16 protein-coding genes and 1 pseudogene are annotated in these 18,984 nt (G+C 58.0%); 10 read left to right on the forward strand and 7 right to left on the reverse strand.

Going from position 1 to position 18,984, the window contains the following annotated elements:
• Positions 1-29: 29 nt before the first annotated feature.
• From coxB to HYZ49_11985, 6 genes are all read right to left on the reverse strand, one after another.
• On the reverse strand, positions 30-1,073 hold the full coding sequence (coxB, locus tag HYZ49_11960) for a cytochrome c oxidase subunit II (protein ID MBI3242998.1): 1,044 nt from the start codon (positions 1,071-1,073) through the stop codon (positions 30-32).
• 399 nt (positions 1,074-1,472) lie between these two features.
• Positions 1,473-2,519, reverse strand: a complete 1,047-nt coding sequence (locus tag HYZ49_11965; GenBank protein MBI3242999.1) for a 2-oxoacid:ferredoxin oxidoreductase subunit beta — start codon at positions 2,517-2,519, stop codon at positions 1,473-1,475.
• 1 nt (position 2,520) lies between these two features.
• Positions 2,521-4,353, reverse strand: a complete 1,833-nt coding sequence (locus tag HYZ49_11970) for a 2-oxoacid:acceptor oxidoreductase subunit alpha (GenBank protein ID MBI3243000.1) — start codon at positions 4,351-4,353, stop codon at positions 2,521-2,523.
• Positions 4,354-4,495: 142 nt separating this feature from the next.
• Complete coding sequence (locus HYZ49_11975; GenBank protein ID MBI3243001.1) at positions 4,496-5,191, reverse strand: FadR family transcriptional regulator; 696 nt, start codon at positions 5,189-5,191, stop codon at positions 4,496-4,498.
• Positions 5,192-5,264: 73 nt separating this feature from the next.
• Positions 5,265-6,827 carry a LysM peptidoglycan-binding domain-containing protein gene (locus HYZ49_11980; protein MBI3243002.1) on the reverse strand — a complete coding sequence of 521 codons (1,563 nt, stop codon included), beginning with the start codon at positions 6,825-6,827 and terminating at the stop codon, positions 5,265-5,267.
• Positions 6,828-7,017: 190 nt separating this feature from the next.
• Positions 7,018-9,282 (reverse strand): cupredoxin domain-containing protein, encoded by a 2,265-nt coding sequence (locus tag HYZ49_11985; GenBank protein MBI3243003.1) that lies wholly within the window; start codon positions 9,280-9,282, stop codon positions 7,018-7,020.
• A gap of 419 nt (positions 9,283-9,701) precedes the next feature.
• Here HYZ49_11985 and HYZ49_11990 point away from each other — a divergent pair, with 419 nt between their 5' ends.
• From HYZ49_11990 to HYZ49_12030, 9 genes and pseudogenes are all read left to right on the forward strand, one after another.
• Entirely contained in the window at positions 9,702-10,652 is a 951-nt protein-coding gene (locus HYZ49_11990) for a cysteine synthase family protein (GenBank protein ID MBI3243004.1), read from the forward strand.
• A 76-nt stretch (positions 10,653-10,728) separates the two neighbouring features.
• Positions 10,729-11,160: a M67 family metallopeptidase gene (locus HYZ49_11995; protein MBI3243005.1), complete on the forward strand. Its 432-nt coding sequence runs from the start codon at positions 10,729-10,731 to the stop codon at positions 11,158-11,160.
• Between the two features lie 101 nt (positions 11,161-11,261).
• Positions 11,262-11,531 (forward strand): annotated as a pseudogene (locus HYZ49_12000) (MoaD/ThiS family protein).
• On the forward strand, positions 11,508-11,996 hold the full coding sequence (locus HYZ49_12005) for a DUF4395 domain-containing protein (protein MBI3243006.1): 489 nt from the start codon (positions 11,508-11,510) through the stop codon (positions 11,994-11,996). Before HYZ49_12000 ends, HYZ49_12005 begins: the two are co-directional and overlap by 24 nt.
• A gap of 3 nt (positions 11,997-11,999) precedes the next feature.
• Positions 12,000-12,266, forward strand: coding sequence for a hypothetical protein (locus tag HYZ49_12010; protein ID MBI3243007.1), 267 nt, complete (start codon positions 12,000-12,002; stop codon positions 12,264-12,266).
• Positions 12,263-13,111: a sulfurtransferase gene (locus HYZ49_12015; GenBank protein ID MBI3243008.1), complete on the forward strand. Its 849-nt coding sequence runs from the start codon at positions 12,263-12,265 to the stop codon at positions 13,109-13,111. Before HYZ49_12010 ends, HYZ49_12015 begins: the two co-directional genes overlap by 4 nt.
• An 85-nt stretch (positions 13,112-13,196) precedes the next feature.
• The gene (locus HYZ49_12020; GenBank protein MBI3243009.1) at positions 13,197-13,604 is read left to right on the forward strand and encodes a thioredoxin family protein; all 408 of its coding nucleotides are present in this window, start codon (positions 13,197-13,199) and stop codon (positions 13,602-13,604) included.
• Between the two features lie 73 nt (positions 13,605-13,677).
• Positions 13,678-14,874 carry a molybdopterin-synthase adenylyltransferase MoeB gene (gene moeB, locus HYZ49_12025; protein MBI3243010.1) on the forward strand — a complete coding sequence of 399 codons (1,197 nt, stop codon included), beginning with the start codon at positions 13,678-13,680 and terminating at the stop codon, positions 14,872-14,874.
• Positions 14,875-14,965: 91 nt separating this feature from the next.
• Positions 14,966-16,294 carry a hypothetical protein gene (locus HYZ49_12030; GenBank protein MBI3243011.1) on the forward strand — a complete coding sequence of 443 codons (1,329 nt, stop codon included), beginning with the start codon at positions 14,966-14,968 and terminating at the stop codon, positions 16,292-16,294.
• Positions 16,295-16,557: 263 nt separating this feature from the next.
• On the opposite strand, the gene HYZ49_12035 is transcribed toward HYZ49_12030, so the two are convergent.
• The gene (locus HYZ49_12035) at positions 16,558-17,766 is read right to left on the reverse strand and encodes a hypothetical protein (protein MBI3243012.1); all 1,209 of its coding nucleotides are present in this window, start codon (positions 17,764-17,766) and stop codon (positions 16,558-16,560) included.
• Between the two features lie 215 nt (positions 17,767-17,981).
• On the opposite strand from HYZ49_12035, the gene pdhA reads away from it, so the two are divergent.
• Complete coding sequence (pdhA, locus tag HYZ49_12040; GenBank protein MBI3243013.1) at positions 17,982-18,935, forward strand: pyruvate dehydrogenase (acetyl-transferring) E1 component subunit alpha; 954 nt, start codon at positions 17,982-17,984, stop codon at positions 18,933-18,935.
• Positions 18,936-18,984: the final 49 nt, after the last annotated feature.

Consider the following 18,984-nt stretch of genomic DNA (forward strand, 5'->3'; position numbering starts at 1 on the left):
GGTCTCCAAGACCCTTAGGGTCTGGAGAGTCATTTGAGCGTTGACAGGTAAGCCACTATGTCAGTCATGTCCTGAGGCGAGAGAATGATCGAAAAATCGGGCATGAGGGTGCCGGGTTTGAAAGAGGGGGCATTTTGCACCCATTGCCTCAAGTTGTCGTCGGTGCGAGGCATGATGCCGCCGGCGATGAAGTCGCGCCCTGAAACGTGGGTGAGGTTGGGGCCGACCCGCCCGGCGGCAACGGTGCCGCCGACAGTATGACAGGCCGAGCAACGCAGAAGGAAAATTTCCTGGCCGCGAACCGCCGCTTCGCCTTCGGGCGGAGGCGGAACCTGTTGTTGCCCGGCGGCCCACGTTTGAAACTCGCCGGCAGGCGTGGCGATGATCTGAAACCGCATCTGGGCGTGTTGCTCGCCGCACATTTGCGTGCATTGCGCGCCGTATTCGCCGGCCTCGGTGACGGTGAAGCTCATGCGGTTGGTGCGGCCCGGCACAGCGTCCATCTTGCCAAACAATTGCGGCGCCCAGAATCCGTGTTGAACGTCCACCGAGCGCAGTTCCATTTCAATGGGCTGGCCGACCGGCACGATCATCTGGTTGGCGGTGATGACGCCCAGGTCGGGGTATTGAAACTCCCACCACCATTGGTGGCCGACGGCCACCACCTTCAGCGGTTCGCCTTTTACCGGCGCGCGAATCACCGCCATCGAGCGCAAGGTGAATCCCAACAGCACCACCAGGATCAGCGCCGGGATGGATGTCCACAGGATTTCAAGTTTGGTGTTGCCATGAATCTGCACCGCCTCGCTGGCCGGCCGGTTGCGGAAGCGAAACACAGCCACGATGAGCAGTGTTTCGACCAGGACGAACACGCCGGTGGCGATCCAGAAGACGAACCAGAAGAGCTTGGCCGACTCGGCGGCGTAATCGGAAGCTGGATCAAGAACAGAGGGGGTGTCAAACGAGACGGGGCAAGTGGTGCAAGGCTCTCCTTGCTGAGCCATCACCGGAAGCGCCACAAGAAGGACGAACAGAGCGATTGCAATAATGATGAGGGGGCGGCGTATTTTCACAGTCCCAACTACTCCTCCGCTGGCAAACACAGCGAGCAAATGTGATTGGTTACAAAATATGAGACGACGAGATTATATGCTATCGAACTATTTGCGTCAAATTGCACATGTTTGGGGTTGATAACCAAATTCGTCGTAAAGGGTGTCTCGTTTGAGGAGCATGACGGTATTGTACTCGGAGTTGGAGCGAGGGCAATAGTGTCATGAGAGCGCAATCTAATCCGACCATCGTCTTTGGTTCTAAGTTGCCCTGCCTCTGCCGGGAAACCTCCCCAGCAGAATTAAAGACAATGCAAAGAACAAAGGCAGGTGGCGGATTAGATGCCGCCCCCGAAAATAAAAACCGCCCCAACACATCGTCGGGGCGGCGTTACTGTAGGGGCGATTCATGAATCGCCCTTACTTCATCCCCTCCATCAACTTCACCAGCGAGTCTTTCGACGGGCGAAGTTTGGCGGCGGGCAGGTGAACCAGCGGCGTCTCCGGCAGGTGCTCCTGTTCGCGCAGGTCGGCGCGAGACTGGTTAATGTAGATCAGGCCGGTGATGAACTGTTGCTTGTGCTTGGCCTCTTCCAGCAGTTTGATGGCGGCCATGCGGTCGGTGGCGTCGTGCGCGCGATCCAGCTTCTTGAGCACAATCTTTGAGCCGTCATGCAGTTCCACTTCTTTGGCCTCGCCGGGCGCGTAGTCTACTATGATCTCTTCAAAGTACGGAACGAAGGTGGCGTCAATGACGTGCTCGTTGTGAGCCTTGCCCCACGAATAGGACTTGGTCGACTCGTCCTTGTCGTTGAAGGTCACACACGGGCTGATGATGTCGAGCACCGCCGTGCCCTTGAACGAGAGCGCCGCCTTGAGCAGAGTCGTCACCTGCTTGGGGTCGCCGGCGAAAGAGCGGGCCACAAAACCGCAGTCGGCCACAATCGCCTCCAGGCACAAATCAATGGGCGGCAATTCATTGATGCCTGCGTGCTTCAATTCCTGGCCGACGTCGGACGTGGCTGAGAACTGGCCTTTGGTAAGGCCGTACACGCCGTTGTTCTCGATGATATAAACCATCGGCGCGTTGCGGCGAATGGCGTGCTTGAACTGGCCGAAGCCGATGCTGCCGGTGTCGCCGTCACCGCTTACCCCGATGCCGGTGAGTTCGCGATTGGCGACCATGGCCCCGGTGGCTACCGACGGCATGCGCCCGTGCAAAGAGTTGAAGCCGTGCGAGCGGCTGAGGAAGTAAGCCGGGCTTTTGCTGGAACAGCCAATGCCGCTGAACTTGGCAATGAATTCCGAGCGGATGCCCAGATCAAAGCAAGCATCAATAATGCGAGCCGAGATCGAGTCGTGGCCGCAGCCGTTGCACAGCGTAGACTCCAGCCCTTTGTAAACGGCCTTCTCCAGGCCGAGCTTGTTTACCTTTGTGTTGCTTTTGGGAGCATTTACAGTTGTCATCTTAGGCCTCCATCTTTTCCAAAGCTTCAACAATCCAGCGGGCCGTCAGCGGCAAGCCGTCGTTGTGATTAAGCGGGAACACTCGGCCCGCCAGTTCGGGCGCGTCGAGGCGCACCAACTGCGCCACCTGAGCGTCGGTGTTTAATTCCACCACGTAAACCCGGTCGTGAGCGCGAATGAACGATTCGACGGACTCGGAGAGCGGCAGGGCGCGCAGGCGCAGGTAAGAAGTCTTGACGCCTTTGGCCGCCAGCCGGCTCCGGGCCTCAATGATGGCCGGGTCGGTCGAGCCGTAGCCGATGAGGCCGATTTCAGCGCCCTCGACTCGATCTTCAACCGGGGCGGGCGCCAACTTGCGGGCCGTCTCAAACTTGCGGCCCAACCGTTCCATATTCTTCTCCCAGTCTTCGGGGCGTTCACTGTAAGTAGCCATTTCGGTGTGGCCGGTGCCACGGGTGAAGTAGGCCGCCATTGGATGATCGGTGCCCGGCAGGGTCCGCCACCCAATTCCGTCGCCGTCCACGTCGCGGTATCGCGCCCACTTGCCGCCGAGTCGCTCCAAATCTTCTTTCGTCAACACTTTGCCGCGATCCATTTCACCTTCAGGATAATCGAACGGCTCACTCATCCACTGGTTCATGCCAATGTCGAGATCGCTGAGAATGAAGACCGGCGTCTGCAAACGCTCGGCCAGGTCGAAGGCGCGCCAGCCAAACTCAAAGCACTCCTTCACCGAGCCGGGCAGAAGGATCACATTTTTCGTGTCGCCGTGGCCTAAAAAGTAAGTGGGGAGCACATCGCCCTGTGAGACGCGCGTGGGCAAGCCGGTGCTGGGACCCATGCGTTGAATGTCCCAGATCACGGCGGGGATTTCGGCGAAGTAGCCGTAGCCGGCAAACTCGCTCATGAGCGAAATGCCGGGGCCGGAGGTGGACGTCATGGAGCGCGCGCCCGCCCACCCGGCGCCGAGCACCATGCCCAGCGCGGCCAGTTCGTCCTCGGCCTGAACGACGCTGTAAGTCGGCGTCTTGTTTTCAGGATCGGTGCGCAAGCTGGGCAGATAAAAGTTGAGGGCGTCGGCCAGGCTGGTGGCGGGCGTGATGGGATACCAGGCCACGAACGACACGCCGCCGTAAATCGCGCCGAGGGCGGCGGCGGTGTTGCCATCAATCATAATGAGTCCTCCGGTGTTATTCATGCGCTCGACTTTGAACGAGTCGTTCTTGGTGAGAGTCTCTTTAGCCCAGTCAATGGCGGCGTTAATCGTCTTGATGTTCGGCTCGATGGCTTTGGCCTTGCCTTTGAACTGCCAGGTGAGGGCGGCCTTGACTTCTTCCAGATCGATGCCCAGCAGGTAAATCAACACACCCACGTAAGCCATGTTTTCGGCGTAGCCTCTCAGCTTGCCGGCCAGACCTGAAGCATCGGCCAGTTTGCCCGCCGGAATCTTATAGAAGGTTATATCGTCGCGGTTCGGGGTATAGCCGAGCGAATCGGAATACACGCACACGCCGCCCGATTCCAGCTTCTGCACGTCGTCAAGCACCGTAGCTTTGTTCATTGCCACCAGAACTTCGGCGCGCTGGCGGCGGGCGATGAAGCCCTCTTTGCTGGCGCGAATTGTGTACCAGGTGGGCAGGCCTTGAATGTTGGACGGGAACAGGTTCTTGCCGCTCACCGGGATGCCCATTTTGAACAAGGCGCGCAGGAGGGTGGCGTTGGCGGTCTGACTGCCCGATCCGTTTTTGGTGGCGATGGTGATCGAAAAATCGTTCACCACCGGTTCGCCCGCCTTTGTTCGGGCCGGGTTGGGTTGTGTTTCAGCGATGGTCATTTCAAAAAACTCCTTGGGTGTAATGCGTATTAAACTTTATCGGAAATTGACCAAAGGACTGACGGGCTTGGCTTTATTCTCGATAGAGTCCATTGTGTATTGCGTATTCCGTATTCTTGTGCAATACGAAATACGTTTAAATTCAGGCCGCCGCCATGCCATTTCGTTCTTCGGGCATAACGCGGTGGCGAAGCAGGTTGGTGTGCTCGTTCAACAACGCCCGGCCCGAGTCGGCGTCACCTTCGAGGATCGAGTCGACAATGCGTTGGTGATAGTCCCACACTTCGCGTAAATACTGATAATCCGAAAACAGGTTCAACTCAACCGCTTCGTAGGCTTCCCAATATGCCTCCAGCAGGCCTTTGACGAACGGGTTGTTGAGGCGGCTAAAGATCAGCAGATGCAGATTCTTGTGCTCGGCGTGCGGAATCTGGATCGTCGCCCCATTCAACTTGGCCCAGGCTGACTGCATCAGGGTTTTGAGTTCTTGCTTGTCGTCGTCGGTCAGCAGGGCCACCGCCTCGTGCCAGAAACTTGATTCGATGTGGTTGCGCAGGGCGCTGAAGTGTTGGAAGTAATCGGGGTCGGTGGCCAGGGCAAAGAGCAGGCTGTAGCGAACGGCGGGCAGGAAGTCGTAGACCTCCAGCCTCATACCGGTTCGCGGGCGCACATCCACAATGCCCAGACTTCGAGCCACTTCCATTTGCTCGCGCAATTTGCCTACGCTGATATTGAGTTTGTCGCTGAGGTCGCCCAATGTCGGAAGCTGATTTCCTGGCTGATAGCCGCTGGAAACAATATGGCGAAGAAAGTCGGAGTCGAGTTCACTAAGCTTCATCTGATTTATCGGATAAATCGAATTGTTGATATTTTAGCCAGATTATCAGGTCTGTCAATCGGATGATTCTTCTTCACCTCAACATCAACGCATACTCCGTCAATTTCGGAATGATGCCGGCGGCGTCGAATGATTGCCACGACGAGCCGCCAGAGATATTGAAGATCGTCGCCCCGATCACGTACGAGTCTTGCCTGAGCAGGCTGTCGTACCAGGCCAACTGATCCACGTAAAAAGATGTCGGGTCGGTCACGCCCAAATCCGAGCCCCAGTAATCCCAGAAGCCCATCCAGCCTTGCGCATTGCTATAGCCGGGCCGCTGGCCCGCCCCCGCCCCGCCGTCAATGCCGGCTTCCGAGATCACCAGCGGAATGTTCAGGCCGCGTGGCAACAAAATGTCGCGATACAAAAAGCGATAGCGCCCGGCCAGCGGGCCGCGATCCAAATAGGCCGGAACCGGAGGGTGGCCGTAACTTTCGGGCAGGCCCTGCCCCCACCACAAATACATTGTCGGCGCGCCATACTCGTGCGTCGTCAAAATCGCGCCACAACGAATGCCCGCCTCAATCGCCGGAACGAAAGCCTCGAACTGCCAGGGTTCCGGCGTGCCGGTGGAGAACGCGCCGATGGCGGCCTTCAAGCCATGCTTCTGCATCTCGCAAGCCCGCGCCGCCTCGAACTGGGCGTACCATTCGTAATTCGGATAAGTCACCTCGTTCCAGCCTTCCCAGTAATTCACGTAATCCTTGTGTTGCAAATAGCGCGGCAGTTGCTCATTCACGAAATCAATCGCCCGTTGGGCCGCGTCGCCGCCGCCAATGTTCTCCTGTGGCACCACGAATCGGCCAATGGTGATCGTGTTCGGCGAAAGCTGTTTGACATCCTTGAGAAAGCCAATGTCGTCCACGCCCTTCATCACCGGCGGGCGAACGGCGGCCACATAATCCAAGATGCCGCCCGAATTGAGCGTGACGTGAAAACCCAATTTAGTTGGGCCGGACGCTGGCGCTCTGGTTGGAAAGGCAAAAACTGACCACGTTGGACTCGGCCCGATGACCGGCCCTAGCCCACCGACTGAAATCACCGCCGTCGTCGCGGTTGCCGGGGCAACCGTCACAGTTGGGGCAACAGTGGAAGTAGGAAGACCCGGCGCTGAGGTGGCGGCGGGCGTGGCTGTAGACGCCAAACGAAACGTCGGCGTGACGGTTGGCAAAACAACGGCTGTTCCCAATCCAGGAATCTTCAACAACTGCCCTGGAAAGATCGCATCCGTCGTCAAACCATTGGCCGCTTTGAGAGCGTCCACGGTGATACCGAAGTGAAGCGAAATTTGAAAGAGCGTGTCGCCCGACTGCACAACGTAAGTGGCCGGGTTGGTGGCCGAGGCGGCTATGGTCGGAACGAAGGTGTCGGTTGGAAGAAGAGGCGCGGCGGTGTCGGCGAGGGCGGCAAGCGTCTCCGTCGGGGAGTCAAACAGAGTCGGCTCAACCGTCGGCGCAAGCGTTGAGGTTGGCAGTTCATCTTCGCCCGGAGTCGCCGATCCGGCCTGAGCCGCGATCCGAGTCAATTCCTGCGGCAGAGTAATGACCACCGGCGCGTCAGAATTGGAAACGACGACAATCGCCCAGATGATCATGCCCAGCAGAATCGCGCCCAGAGTGATGACGACGACGATCAGAGTGCTATTAAATTTCGACATGGCCGTTATTGTACTCGAAACAAAACGAGCCACCTCTCACGGGAGAGGCGGCTCGGTTGAGATGAATGACGATAGACGACGGACGGAAGACGATGATTCGTCGTTCGTCCACCGTCTGTCGTCCAGCTTACGGCGCTGTCACCGTCAAGGTCATCACCATCTTGTTCGGGTGGACGCCACAACGAATGGTGAACGTGCCGGGGTTGCTGAAGGTGATGGAGGTCGTCTGGCCGGGATTGAGCGTACCGGCGTCAAAGCCGGCGATGTCTATGCTGTTCGGGAACGACAGGTACGGCCCGTGCTGGCTGTCGAGAATTGAGAAGACAATCTTGGCGCCAGCCGGGACGGTTAACTCGGTTGGCACAAACTCGAAGTTGCGCAAGGTAACCGTCACCGGGCCGGGCGTGGCGGTGGGGCCGGCGGTGGCAGTGGGCGAGGGTGTGATGCCTGGCTCGGGCGTGGCGGTGGGCGGCGCAGGCGTGGGCAGGGCCGCCAGGTCGGCTTCGGCCAGCGCACCGACACCGGCCATGTCTTGAGCGTTGAAGTACAGCGTAAACGCGCCGCCTTCTTCGGTGGTTGCCTCAACCGTGCCGTTCCCGTTCGCGTCAATGCCGGTGAGCAATTGCCCGGCAACGCCCGGAATCTCAGTTGTGTGCGCCTTGCGGTCATCATCGGTCTTGGCTTCGTGCGCGCCCAGGCCAAGCTCAAGCAGGCGCTTCGACCAGGTGCGAATATTGCCGGCGACGGTGATCAGCTTCTGGGCCTGAGCCTTGGCGTTGTCCGAAGTGTTGGCCGAGGCCAGCACCGCGTTGGCCTGCGCTTCGATGCGGTCGGCGTAGGTAAGGAGGCCAAAGCCGTCGCCGGGGTCGTCCACAAACTGGTCGCCGTCAAAGTCAATGTAATCCGGGCTTCCCTTGCCGCTAATGATGGCGTACATGTGCTCGATATGCCGGTTCATTGAATTGCGGTCGCCGTTTTGGGCGGCGTTGTTAAGTTCGCTGGTGTGGTGAGTCAACTCTTCGGCCTGGTCGAGCAGGCCGAGCGCGTAGCCGGTGTTGTTCGGGGCGTCACCAGAAACAGCCAGCAGGGCGCGGGCCGGGCCGAGCACGTCGTCGGCGATGCGGCCACCAAACACGATCTGGTCGGACGGGTTGGCCGGCGTTGATCCAGCGGCTTCCACCGTCACGATGAAGCCGGAATACTTTGCCACCAGGTTGTCGCCGTGTCCGTCCAGATAGATGAATTGGGCGTTGTTGCCGGCATCAGCCGGGAACGCGCCGAGCGGCAGGGGCGACGTGTTGGCTCCGCCGGTGAGCCAGGCAAAGAACGTGCCGTTGATTCCGGTCGGCATGCCGGAGAGCGAAAGCTGGAAGGAGTCGTTGCGAGCCGAGGCGTCGCGGAAGATTCCGGCGCCGTTGACGCTGAGAATTTGGACTTCAAACGGCACGGGCGTGGGTTGCGGCGTCTCGGTCGGGATCGTCACCGAGGTCGGCAGGGCGGCCACCGCCCCGGCCTCCACCACGTGGATCACGCCCGCCATCCCGCTCACGCCGGGTGAACCATGATATTCGCAGTAGTATTGATAGTCGCCCACTTTGTCGAACGTGATCTCGTTAGTGGAGCCTTGCTGGAAGCCGAAAGCCGGAAACTCGTCGTTGTCGAACGTCGCCGTGTGCGCGTCGGGATCGAAGTTCTGGAAGACGACGGTTGTGCCAACCGGGATCGTCAATTCTTTGGGGACAAACTCGTAATTTGCCAGCGGGAGGGTGACTTTGCCGCCTTCGGCGACCACGCCCGGTTCCGGGGTGGAAACCGCCACTTCTTCGCGCGGAGCAACGTACCACACGTAGTACGTGCCAAAGCCGAACAGCCCCACCAGCCAGTACAGGCCGAGGGTGATCCGCATTAAGTTCTTCCACCACGAAATGCGGAGCGCGGCTGGCAGAAGCTTGTTCATCCGCAGAAGAATGTAGATACCGCACAGAATAGTGATAAGGCCCAGCACGCCGTGAATGGCCGAGACCAGGGTGAAGGCTTGCATAAGCCGGGCCGGGATGCCGGGAATCACCTGCCGGCCAAAAGCGCCGCCCATGATGAAGATGACGAGAATAATATTGAAGAGAACCCATCCCGTCTGGTTGTATTGGTGAGCAGGGATGTTGCCTTGCCGGGCGAAACCGTAGCCCACCACCAGGCCGAGGAGCAAAATAATTTCGGCCACCAGGTTGATGTCGGCGAAGAGACTGGCCCGCGTGCCGAAGAAGCCGGGCGAGCCGCCCGCTTTGTTGTTGATGGCGGCGACGAAGAAGATGCTGGCTCCGATCAGCAAAACGCCGATGACGGCGGCCACTATCGTCTTGGTTGAGCCGCTTGGAGACTCTGACTTGGACATGAAATTCCTCCTGACCTATCGTTGAGAATGATGAGACAAACAAAACCCGATTGCTTCTGTCTGATTTTAGAATAAGGAGCCGTAATTGGCAAATGAGTTTGTAATGTTTCGGCCCGCCGCCAGACAATACAGGTGTTATATCGAAAAAAGCCTTGTGCAACCTGCTTACGAAACTCTAAGATTATTGGTCTTGACAGGCTAAATTCGGGCGATATAATCCAAAACACTTATGAAGCACACAATTATGCTGGTTTGCATGTGTATGGAGCGGGGGCGCTAACCCACCTTCGCTTCTGACCAAACCCAAAAATCACCAGGCCAAATAGCGAAGAGTGGGCGCATCCCCGGAAAAGCAATCCTTTCCGATGGAGCTTTTGCGTTCCGCTCTTTTTTTCGCTATTTGGCCTTTTTGCTTAAAAATGCTTACTCGACCCCGAATTAACTTCCTCTACGCAGAACCCGACACGCTTGAATCTCGCGTCGGCAACACGCCTCTCATCCGTCTCAACCGGGTGACGGCCAACCTGCTGCCGACCGTTCAAGTGTTCGCCAAAGCCGAATGGTTCAACCCCAGCGGCTCGGTCAAAGACCGTCCGGCGCAAAGTATCATTCGCGACGCGATTGAGACTGGCAAGCTCAACCCGGCTAAAGGCCAACGCCTGTTGGACTCGACTTCGGGCAACATGGGCATCGCGTATGCCACCTTCGGCGCGGCGCGCGGTCTGGGCGTCACCCTGGCCGTGCCCGGCAACGCCAGCCCGGAGCGGCTCGCCATCCTGCGCGCCCTCGGCGCGGAAGTCGTCATCACCGACCCGCTCGAAGGCTCGGACGGCGCAATTCTCGAAGCCCGGCGGCTGGCGACAGAGCAACCCGATCGTTACTATTACGCCAACCAGTACAACAACACGGCCAACTGGCAAGCGCACTACTTTGGCACCGGCCCGGAGATCATCGCTCAAACGGACAGCCAGGTGACTCACTTTGTAGCCGGGCTGGGGACGAGTGGCACGTTTGTGGGCACGGGCCGCCGCCTCAAAGAATACAACCCGGCCATTCAACTGGCCGCCATGCAACCCGACGCGCCGTTTCACGGCTTGGAGGGATTGAAACACATGGACAGCGCCATCAAGCCGGGCATCTACGACGAAGGTTTGGCCGACGTGAACATCGCAGTGGACACTGAAGAGGCCCAGTGCATGACTCTGCGGCTGGCGCGTGAAGAAGGTTTGTTCGTCGGCATTTCGGCGGGCGCGGCGACGGTGGCCGCCCTCAAAGTGGCAAGCACCCTCAGTGAAGGCGTTGTCGTCACCGTCTTTCCTGACGCCGGATTCAAGTATTTGTCGGAGCGGTTCTGGGGGACAAGCTTGTAACACAAAGCCACCAAGGCTCCAAGCCACAAAGAAGACTTTGTGTCTTTGCGCCTTCGTGTCTTCGTGTTGAATCTCTATGTCGCTTATCATCCAAGTCGAGCTTTATGCGCAGATCATCGCCCACCTGCAAGCCGCCTACCCAAACGAGGGCGCCGGGTTGTTGTTGGGCCAAGCCAATGGAACCGAGTCGGCCAAAACGGTGAAAGCCGTTCTGCCATTCGCAAACAACTTCGAGTCCGGCGAGCAATATCACCGCTACCTGATCACCGCCCAGGACATGTTGCAGGGCGAACTCGAAGCCGAAAAGCTTGGCTTGGAGGTGATCGGCGTCTTTCACTCGCACCCCGATCACCCGGCCCAGGCCTCGGAATATGATCGTGAGTACGCTCTGCCCTGGTACTCGTACCTGATCGTCTCGGTGCAAAAGGGCCAGGCCGCCGATGCCCACTCGTGGGTGTTGAGCGATGACAGAAATAAATTTACAGAAGAAGCCATCCAACAAACGTGAGGCACAGCCCGCGAAAAGAACGCGAACGTCAAACGTCAAGCATTCACGTTTGTCGTTTGACGTTTGACGCGAGAGACATTAATCAAGGAGCAATTTCAATCATGCCAACCATCCGCATCCCAACTCCCCTCCGGCCCTACGCCGGCAACAACGCCGAAATCGCCGTCGCCGGTGAAACCGTCGGCGCAGCCCTGGGCGACCTCACCGTCCGCCACCCCAATCTGCGCCAGCACCTTTACAACGACAAAGGTGAACTGCGAGCCTTCGTTAACGTCTTCCTCGGCCAGGACGATGTCCGCCATCTGCAAGGTATCAGTACGCCGCTCAAAGAAGCCGATCAGCTACGCATCGTGCCTTCGGTGGCCGGCGGCGTGGACAGCAAAGTAGACCACTCTGCCCTGCGCGTCAACCAGACCTTCATCATCGCCCTGCTCATCGCCGCCTTTGTGCTCAACAACGTCTGGCTGGCCGCGTTCGTGGCGGTCGTCATGACTCTCGGCACGGCCCTGCGCAAGCCGGGCTTCAAGCCTGTCTACGATTTGCTCAAGGCCAGAGGCGTTATCAAGCCCGACGTGGTGGCCGACAACCCGGAACCGCATCTGTTCTCGCAAGGACTGGGCGCGGCCTTCGTCATCGGCAGCGTCATTTCGTTGTGGGCCGGTGCGACAGCCCTCGGCTGGGCGCTGTCGTGGATCGTCATCGGGCTGGCCGCCTTGAACCTGTTTGGCGGATTCTGCGTGGGGTGCTTTGTCTACTACTGGCTCAATCGCGTCCACGTTCCCGGCTTCGTCAAAGCGCCGCCGCCTGGAACGTTTCCGGGAACCAAGCCGAGATAAGAAGTGCCACGCCAGAAATTCAATGTTGGCGAAACTGCCGAAGTCAACTGCACCTATTTTGAGAATGGGAAGCGGGTGACCGGTTGGCTGACCGGAAGCGTAGTGGAAGCCGACTTTCGCATGGCGGCAATAAAATTTACGACCGACGTATTCTCCAGCAATGGCTGGCCTGTCCCCGACCGGATTTTATGGTGCGCCCACGGCTCACCCAACATCCGGCGGCTATATTCGTTCAATCCGTTGTCAAAGAAAAAAGGAGACTTGCTATGAGCAACTATGCCCGACCCGAAGCACTGGTGGACACCCAATGGGTGGCCGAACATTTGAAGGACCCGAAGGTGCGGATCGTCGAGTCCGACGAGGATATTCTGTTGTATGACCAGGGCCACATCCCCGGCGCAGTGATGATTGACTGGGTGGCCGACCTGAACGACAAAGTGCGGCGCGACTACCTGGGCCGCGAAGGCTTTGAAAAGTTGTGCGCCGGCAAAGGCATTGGCAACGACACCACCGTCGTCTTCTACGGCGACAAGAACAACTGGTGGGCCTGCTACGCCTTCTGGGTGTTCCAACTCTTCGGCCACCCCAACGCCAAGATTCTCAACGGCGGACGCAAAAAGTGGATTGACGAGGGCCGCGAACTGAGCAAGGAAATGCCGGCCTACCCGGCGGCCAGCTATCACGCTCAGGAACGCGCCGACTACAAGATTCGGGCTTATCGCGACCAGGTGCTGGCCCACGTCAACGAGAAGCGCCCACTGGTGGACGTGCGCTCACCCAAAGAGTTCACCGGCGAACTTTTGCACATGGAAGCCTACCCACAGGAAGGCGCTCTGCGCGGCGGCCATATTCCCGGCGCCAAGAGCATCCCCTGGGCCAAAGCCGTCAACGAAGACGCCACCTTCAAGTCGGCGGAAGACCTGAAGCAGTTGTACGAAGTCGAGAACGGCCTCAAGCCAGATCAGAACATCATCGCCTATTGCCGCATCGGCGAACGTTCGTCGCACACCTGGTTCGTGCTCACCTACCTGCTCGGCTATCCGACCGTCCGCAACTACGATGGCTCGTGGACGGAGTGGGGCAACCTCGTCGGGGCGCCGATTGAAAAACCGTGACGACAAACGTCAAGCGACAAACGACTCCCCAACATGTCGTTTCACGTTTGACGTTTGGCTGATGGTTTGATTCTGATTAGAAACAATGGACGTTCTTTCTCGTACTCTCATCACCCTGGCAATATGTTTCGCCGGTTTGGCCGCCTTCCTGCTCCTGTCGCGGGTGACTCTGCTTCGGGCCAGGAACAAAACCCTGGGTCTGGAGGCGGCCCGCCCCGGCCTGCCCACGATCCTATACTTCACCACGCCGACGTGTGTGCCGTGCCGCACTGTTCAAGGCCCGGCGATTGAGTCGGTGGCAAAGGCGCACGGCGGCGACATGCAGGTGATTAAAATTGATGCTCAGGAGCGTCCCGAAGTGGCTGACCACTGGGGCGTGTTGAGCGTGCCCACCACCTTCATTCTCGACCGGGGCGGCCAACCGCGCTTCCTGAACGCGGGCGTGACCCGGGCCGAAAAGCTGGAGCGACAACTAACTGAGGCCGGGCTTTGAATCTGACAACGGATAAAATCAAAACAAATCCGCTTCGTTCGTTTCATCCGTTGTCAAAAAATGGAGAAGTATCATGAGCATCGCGCTCGAACACATTGACCCCAACTCGGTTGAGTTGAGTCACGAAGAAATCAAACGCTACTCGCGCCACCTGATCATGCCCGAAGTGGGCTTGAGCGGGCAGAAGAAACTTAAGGCCGCTTCGGTATTGCTGGTTGGCACCGGCGGTCTGGGGTCGCCGCTGGCGATGTATCTGGCCGCCGCCGGTGTGGGCCGCATCGGCCTGGTGGATTACGACGTGGTGGACGCCAGCAACTTGCAGAGACAAGTCGTGCATGGCACGTCTACCATCGGGAAGTTGAAAGTGGAGTCGGCCCGCGACCGGATACTGGACATCAACCCCGACATTCGGGTGGATGTCTACAACGAGCTATTCACCTCGGCCACGGCGATGAGAATCGCCAGGCCCTACGACATCATCATTGACGGCACGGACAACTTCCCCACACGCTATCTGGTCAATGATGTGTGCGTCTTGTTGGGCAAGCCAAACGTTTACGGCTCGATCTTCCGCTTTGAAGGACAGGCCTCGGTCTTCTGGGCCGAGCACGGGCCGTGCTACCGTTGTCTGTTCCCAGAGCCGCCGCCACCCGGCCTCGTCCCCTCGTGTGCCGAAGGCGGCGTGTTCGGCGTCCTGCCCGGCACGGTCGGCACCATCCAGGCTACTGAAGCCATCAAGCTCATCATCGGCGCGGGCGACTCGCTCGTGGGTCGGCTCCTGCTGTACGATGCGCTGGCGATGACGTTCGACACGGTGAAATTGCGCAAGAACCCCAACTGCCTGGTTTGTTCTGATCATCCGACCGTCACCGAATTGATTGACTACGAGCAGTTCTGTGGCATGCCGATGAACGACCATCAGGGCGACGTTGGCTCCGGCGAAGGCTGGGACATCACCGTGAAGGAGTTGCGGCAGAAGATGGAAGCCAGCGGCGGGGTGAAAAACTTCCGGCTGATTGACGTGCGCGAGCCGCACGAGTGGGAGATCGCCCACATCGAAGGCGCAGAGTTGATCCCGCTCGGCTCGCTGGCCGCCCACATGAACGAGCTGGACTCGGCCCAGGAGATCGTTCTGCAATGCAAGACCGGCGGGCGTTCAGGCAAGGCCCTTGAACTTCTGCGCGGCGCGGGCTTTCGCAAGCTCAAGAACCTCAAGGGTGGCATCCTGGCCTGGGCGCGGGAGGTTGACCCGGAAGTGCCGATGTATTGATTTTGGATTTGAGAATTTGGATTTTTGGATTGGTTCGCGGCTCCGATGGAGCCGCGATTTTTTCTCACTCGCCAGAGAGTATAATCATGGCATGTTCATAATAGCAAAAAATTGGAACTCCTTTGTTGTTATTTCCCTCATCCTGTCTTCATGCACAAAAGTCGATTTGGTTGCTCCGGCACCAATTACGATTCCAGACTTGTCTCCAACCCCAACTCTTCGCTCCTCAATACCAGCCACGCTGACATTACCGCCTGCCTCACCCACCCCTGAGCCTACCCAGGCACCAACCACGCCAACAATGCCGCCTATATCACCCACCCCCAAGCCTGCGCAGACACCGACTGCTGTATTAACAGGCAAGATCCTTTACACAGAAGAGAGCGGAGACACTATCCTTGTTCTTGATTTGGCGACAGGTGAAATTACGAATTTCCCTCAGCCTGGAAGGCAAATGTGTCCTGGTGGCGGAATTCTCTCGCCAGATGGGCGCTGGCTTGCTATAGGAGGAGAAGGTTCGCTGTGGATGGTTGACTTAGCAAACTGCGAATATTTCCTCGCAGTTGACATACAAAGTATTGATACCAATTACATCAGCAGTTACGTTCAAGGCGTCCGTTGGCTCTCAAGCGGTTATGGCTATCTTCACATTGAAACCTGCATACCGCTTGAGTGCTTATATTTATACAATCCCGAAACCAGAATCAATCGAAGCCTTGGCGCTCATTACGATGAAGGCGTTTGGTCAAAGGATGATCTTTGCGCAATTGTGGGCGGGCCCTTTTACCCTGAGGTTGTTGCCGTACAAGAGTATAACATTCATGCATATAACGCGGCAAAAGATTTCCACTACGGAGCCGTCACTGGTGCCTATGAAATTAATCCTCACTGGGGTGCTGAACCATGCAATTTGATTTACAACCGTTACGAAATTCTGCCGCCTGATCTGGATCAGTTTATCGCCATAACTACCAGAAACTTCGAATCCAATTCCTGGATGCCCGGCCCGGCTGAAATCTGGCAAGTCGACTCATATACAGGCGTCAACAAGCCGTTGTTGACATCTTCAGATTACAATTTCTATCCAGTGAGCTGGCTCAGCAGCAACCTCATCGTCCGACGAATCCCCTATCAAAAGCAAGTTTTCGGCATATTTGGCGGGCCTGACCCGGTTAGCGAAGGCGGTGCTCTTCTACTCTTTGATACCACAACCCAAACTCTGACCCCCTATACAGCGCCAATACCCACGCCTGAGTACACGTTTAACCCTCATCCCGACATAATAATTCTGTACGAATCCCTGTCAGGTGACTATCGCCTTGAGGAAAGATTCGGTAACAACGATTTATGGCTGGTTGAGGCAAATGGGTATGAGAAACGACTTATTGGCTCAGCTGATTCTTACGCCTACCTCCCCTGAAAATTTAATGGATTGATGATGGCCCGAAAGGCAATGGCGACGAGCGGCGGCAGGCCAGCCCTGACAGTGCGTTCCATCAATGTTACGCCATCCTGGGCGCGAAAGGTGAACTCGTGCGTAACGTCCTTGAAGTCAGGGTCTTTGGCGACGAAGGCGAAACGAGTCGGAGATTGGAACGCAGACGCGAAGCGCGCAGATTGGCGCAGATATTTCTGAAAAAAATCAGCGACGATCAACGCACAAAGCAGGGTTTTCCCGCTATTTCAGGCCGGGCAATCGGGCGGGGTGAGGGTGAGCGGCGGGCCGGGCGGGCCGGCAAAATCGAAGCAGTCCAACATGTCGCTGGCTTCGGCGTCACGTTCGGTGAGCGGGTCAAGATTGAATATCGTTTCGATGAAGCGCAAGGTGCTGACGTGCGAGTGAAGCTCGTGCGAGATGTAGCCGCGCCGGGCGTAAGGACTGATGACCAGGCACGGCACACGATGTCCGTAACGAAACGACGTGCCATCCTTCCAATCTTCAATAGTCGGCGGCTCAACATGATCGTAGAAGCCGCCCCAATCGTCCCACACCAAAAACACCGCCGTCGTCGGCCATTGCGGGCTACTCATCAACGCATTCAACACTTTAACGGCGTAAGTTTGGGCGTCACACAGGCTGGCCGGCGGGTGGCCGCTCTTTTCGAGGCCGCCTTCGAGGAAGGATGAGTTAAGCCACGAGACGTTGGGCAGAGTGCCCTGTCCGGCGTCGAGAAAGAATTGCGCATCCTGACGATCCATCGCTTCCGGGCGGCCAGCTTTGCTTTTGATGTCAGTGAAGATGCCGCCATAATCGCGCCAGGTCAAGCCGCGCGGGTCGAGGCGGTCGGGCAGAGTTGAGATGTCGAGGCAGAAGTCGGGACAGACATCGCTCGGAAATGGGGTGTTGACGATAGGCGACTGGGCGGCGACGAGCATGAGATAGTTGGGATGCGACGGGCCGCGCACGTCGGCGAAGAACTTGTCGCACAAAGTGAACTCGCGGGCCAACTGCCAGTAGATCGGTGCAGTGACTTCGTTGTAAGAGCAGGCGGCTTCGGCGGTGGTGGCTCCGCCCGGCACGAAGGCGTGGTAATGTTGATGCGGCGGATCGGCGAACAAAGCATCAGGGCAATCCTGCCCGGCATATTCGCCGTCCGCGCCGGGGAAGCCGGCAAACAAACTGTCGAAGGTGTGGTTTTCCTGGATGAAGACGACGATTTGCTTGATGAGGTCGGACGGCGCGGGCGTGGCGGTTGGGGACGGAGTTGGCGTTGAAGTGGCAGTCGGGGTGAGGGTGAGAGTCGGGCTTGGGGTCGAGGTTGGCGGCTGAACCGTTGAGGAAGTGGTCGGGCTGGGCCGTTGCGTCGGGGCCGCGCAACCGGCGAGCAGTCCGGCTCCGGTGGTCAGCAGAGTCCGCAGGAAACGTCGGCGTGAAAATGGACTGGCGGGCATGAGGATCAATGATTATACGCGCGAAAGCGACTAATACTTTTCCGGTTTCCGGTTTCCGGTTTTGTTAGTCGCGGCGAGGGGCGGATAGACTGGTATAATCGCCCGTTGGCGGCAACTAATTTGGACTTTTTGTGTTGTATTTTTCGCAATCCGCCAAATTGTAGGCGGGCGGTAAGTAGCCCGCCTATCATTCTGTATAGACGAGGTTCTGTTCAATGGAGAAATCCGATTATCTGCGGCTTTACAAGCAAATGGTGCTGATTCGCCGCATTGAGGAGAAGTGCGCCGAGCTTTACCAGCAGGGCAAGATCGGCGGCTTTTTGCATTTGTACATCGGGCAGGAAGCGGTGGGCGTGGGCGCGGTGGCGGCCATGAAGCAACAGGATCACATCATCACCGCCTATCGCGATCATGGCATTGCGCTGGCGGTTGGCATGGAGGCCGGGGTGGTGATGGCCGAACTGCTGGGCAAAGCCACCGGCAGTTCGGGCGGCAAGGGCGGCTCGATGCACCTGGCCGACGTGAGCAAACATTTCTGGGGCGGCCATGCCATTGTGGGCGCGCATTTGCCGCTGGCAACCGGCCTGGCCCTTTCATTTCAATACCAGCACAACGACTCGGTCATCATTTGCATGATGGGCGACGGGGCGACCAACATCGGTTACTTCCACGAGTCGCTCAACCTGTCCAAAGTGTGGAAACTGCCCATCGTGTGGATGGTGGAGAACAATCAGTATGGCATGGGTACGGCGGTCGAGCGCGCTTCGGCGGTGGGCGAAATTAGGCAGAAGGCTTTGGGTTACGACATGGCCAACGCCCGCGTGGATGGCATGGATTTGCTGGCGATGAAGGAAGCCACCGCCGCCGCGCTGGAACACGCCCGCTCTGGCAAAGGCCCCTTCCTCCTCGAAGCCATGACTTACCGGTTTCGCGGCCACTCGATGGGCGACCCCGAACGCTACCGCAAACCGGACGAGATCAAGAAGTGGCAGGAAGATGATCCCATCGGCCAATACCACGATCATCTGACCAAGAAAAAAATCGCCACCGCGAAAGAACTGGACGCGATGGAGGCGCAGGTGGAAGAAGAAACCGCCGCCGCCGTGCGCTTTGCCGAAGAAAGCCCGAACCCTGCGCCCGAGGCGCTGTGGGAAAATATTTACGCTTAAGAAGGGTCAACGGATTGAACAGATTGAACAGATAAACTTTAGAAATAAT

This window comes from Chloroflexota bacterium (assembly GCA_016197225.1).
In the GTDB taxonomy this organism is placed as follows: domain Bacteria; phylum Chloroflexota; class Anaerolineae; order Anaerolineales; family VGOW01; genus VGOW01.

What these genes read in the sequence shown, in the direction of transcription:
- HYZ49_12035 (MBI3243012.1), bottom strand. Translation starts at nt 17,766, where the DNA reads ATGCCCGCCAGTCCATTTTCACGCCGACGTTTCCTGCGGACTCTGCTG.
- HYZ49_11980 (MBI3243002.1), bottom strand. Translation starts at nt 6,827, where the DNA reads ATGATCATCTGGGCGATTGTCGTCGTTTCCAATTCTGACGCGCCGGTG.
- HYZ49_11965 (MBI3242999.1), bottom strand. Translation starts at nt 2,519, where the DNA reads ATGACAACTGTAAATGCTCCCAAAAGCAACACAAAGGTAAACAAGCTC.
- HYZ49_11995 (MBI3243005.1), top strand. Translation starts at nt 10,729, where the DNA reads ATGTCGCTTATCATCCAAGTCGAGCTTTATGCGCAGATCATCGCCCAC.
- moeB (MBI3243010.1), top strand. Translation starts at nt 13,678, where the DNA reads ATGAGCATCGCGCTCGAACACATTGACCCCAACTCGGTTGAGTTGAGT.
- HYZ49_12015 (MBI3243008.1), top strand. Translation starts at nt 12,263, where the DNA reads ATGAGCAACTATGCCCGACCCGAAGCACTGGTGGACACCCAATGGGTG.
- HYZ49_11975 (MBI3243001.1), bottom strand. Translation starts at nt 5,191, where the DNA reads ATGAAGCTTAGTGAACTCGACTCCGACTTTCTTCGCCATATTGTTTCC.
- HYZ49_11970 (MBI3243000.1), bottom strand. Translation starts at nt 4,353, where the DNA reads ATGACCATCGCTGAAACACAACCCAACCCGGCCCGAACAAAGGCGGGC.
- HYZ49_11985 (MBI3243003.1), bottom strand. Translation starts at nt 9,282, where the DNA reads ATGTCCAAGTCAGAGTCTCCAAGCGGCTCAACCAAGACGATAGTGGCC.
- pdhA (MBI3243013.1), top strand. Translation starts at nt 17,982, where the DNA reads ATGGAGAAATCCGATTATCTGCGGCTTTACAAGCAAATGGTGCTGATT.
- HYZ49_12030 (MBI3243011.1), top strand. Translation starts at nt 14,966, where the DNA reads ATGTTCATAATAGCAAAAAATTGGAACTCCTTTGTTGTTATTTCCCTC.
- HYZ49_11990 (MBI3243004.1), top strand. Translation starts at nt 9,702, where the DNA reads ATGCTTACTCGACCCCGAATTAACTTCCTCTACGCAGAACCCGACACG.
- HYZ49_12020 (MBI3243009.1), top strand. Translation starts at nt 13,197, where the DNA reads ATGGACGTTCTTTCTCGTACTCTCATCACCCTGGCAATATGTTTCGCC.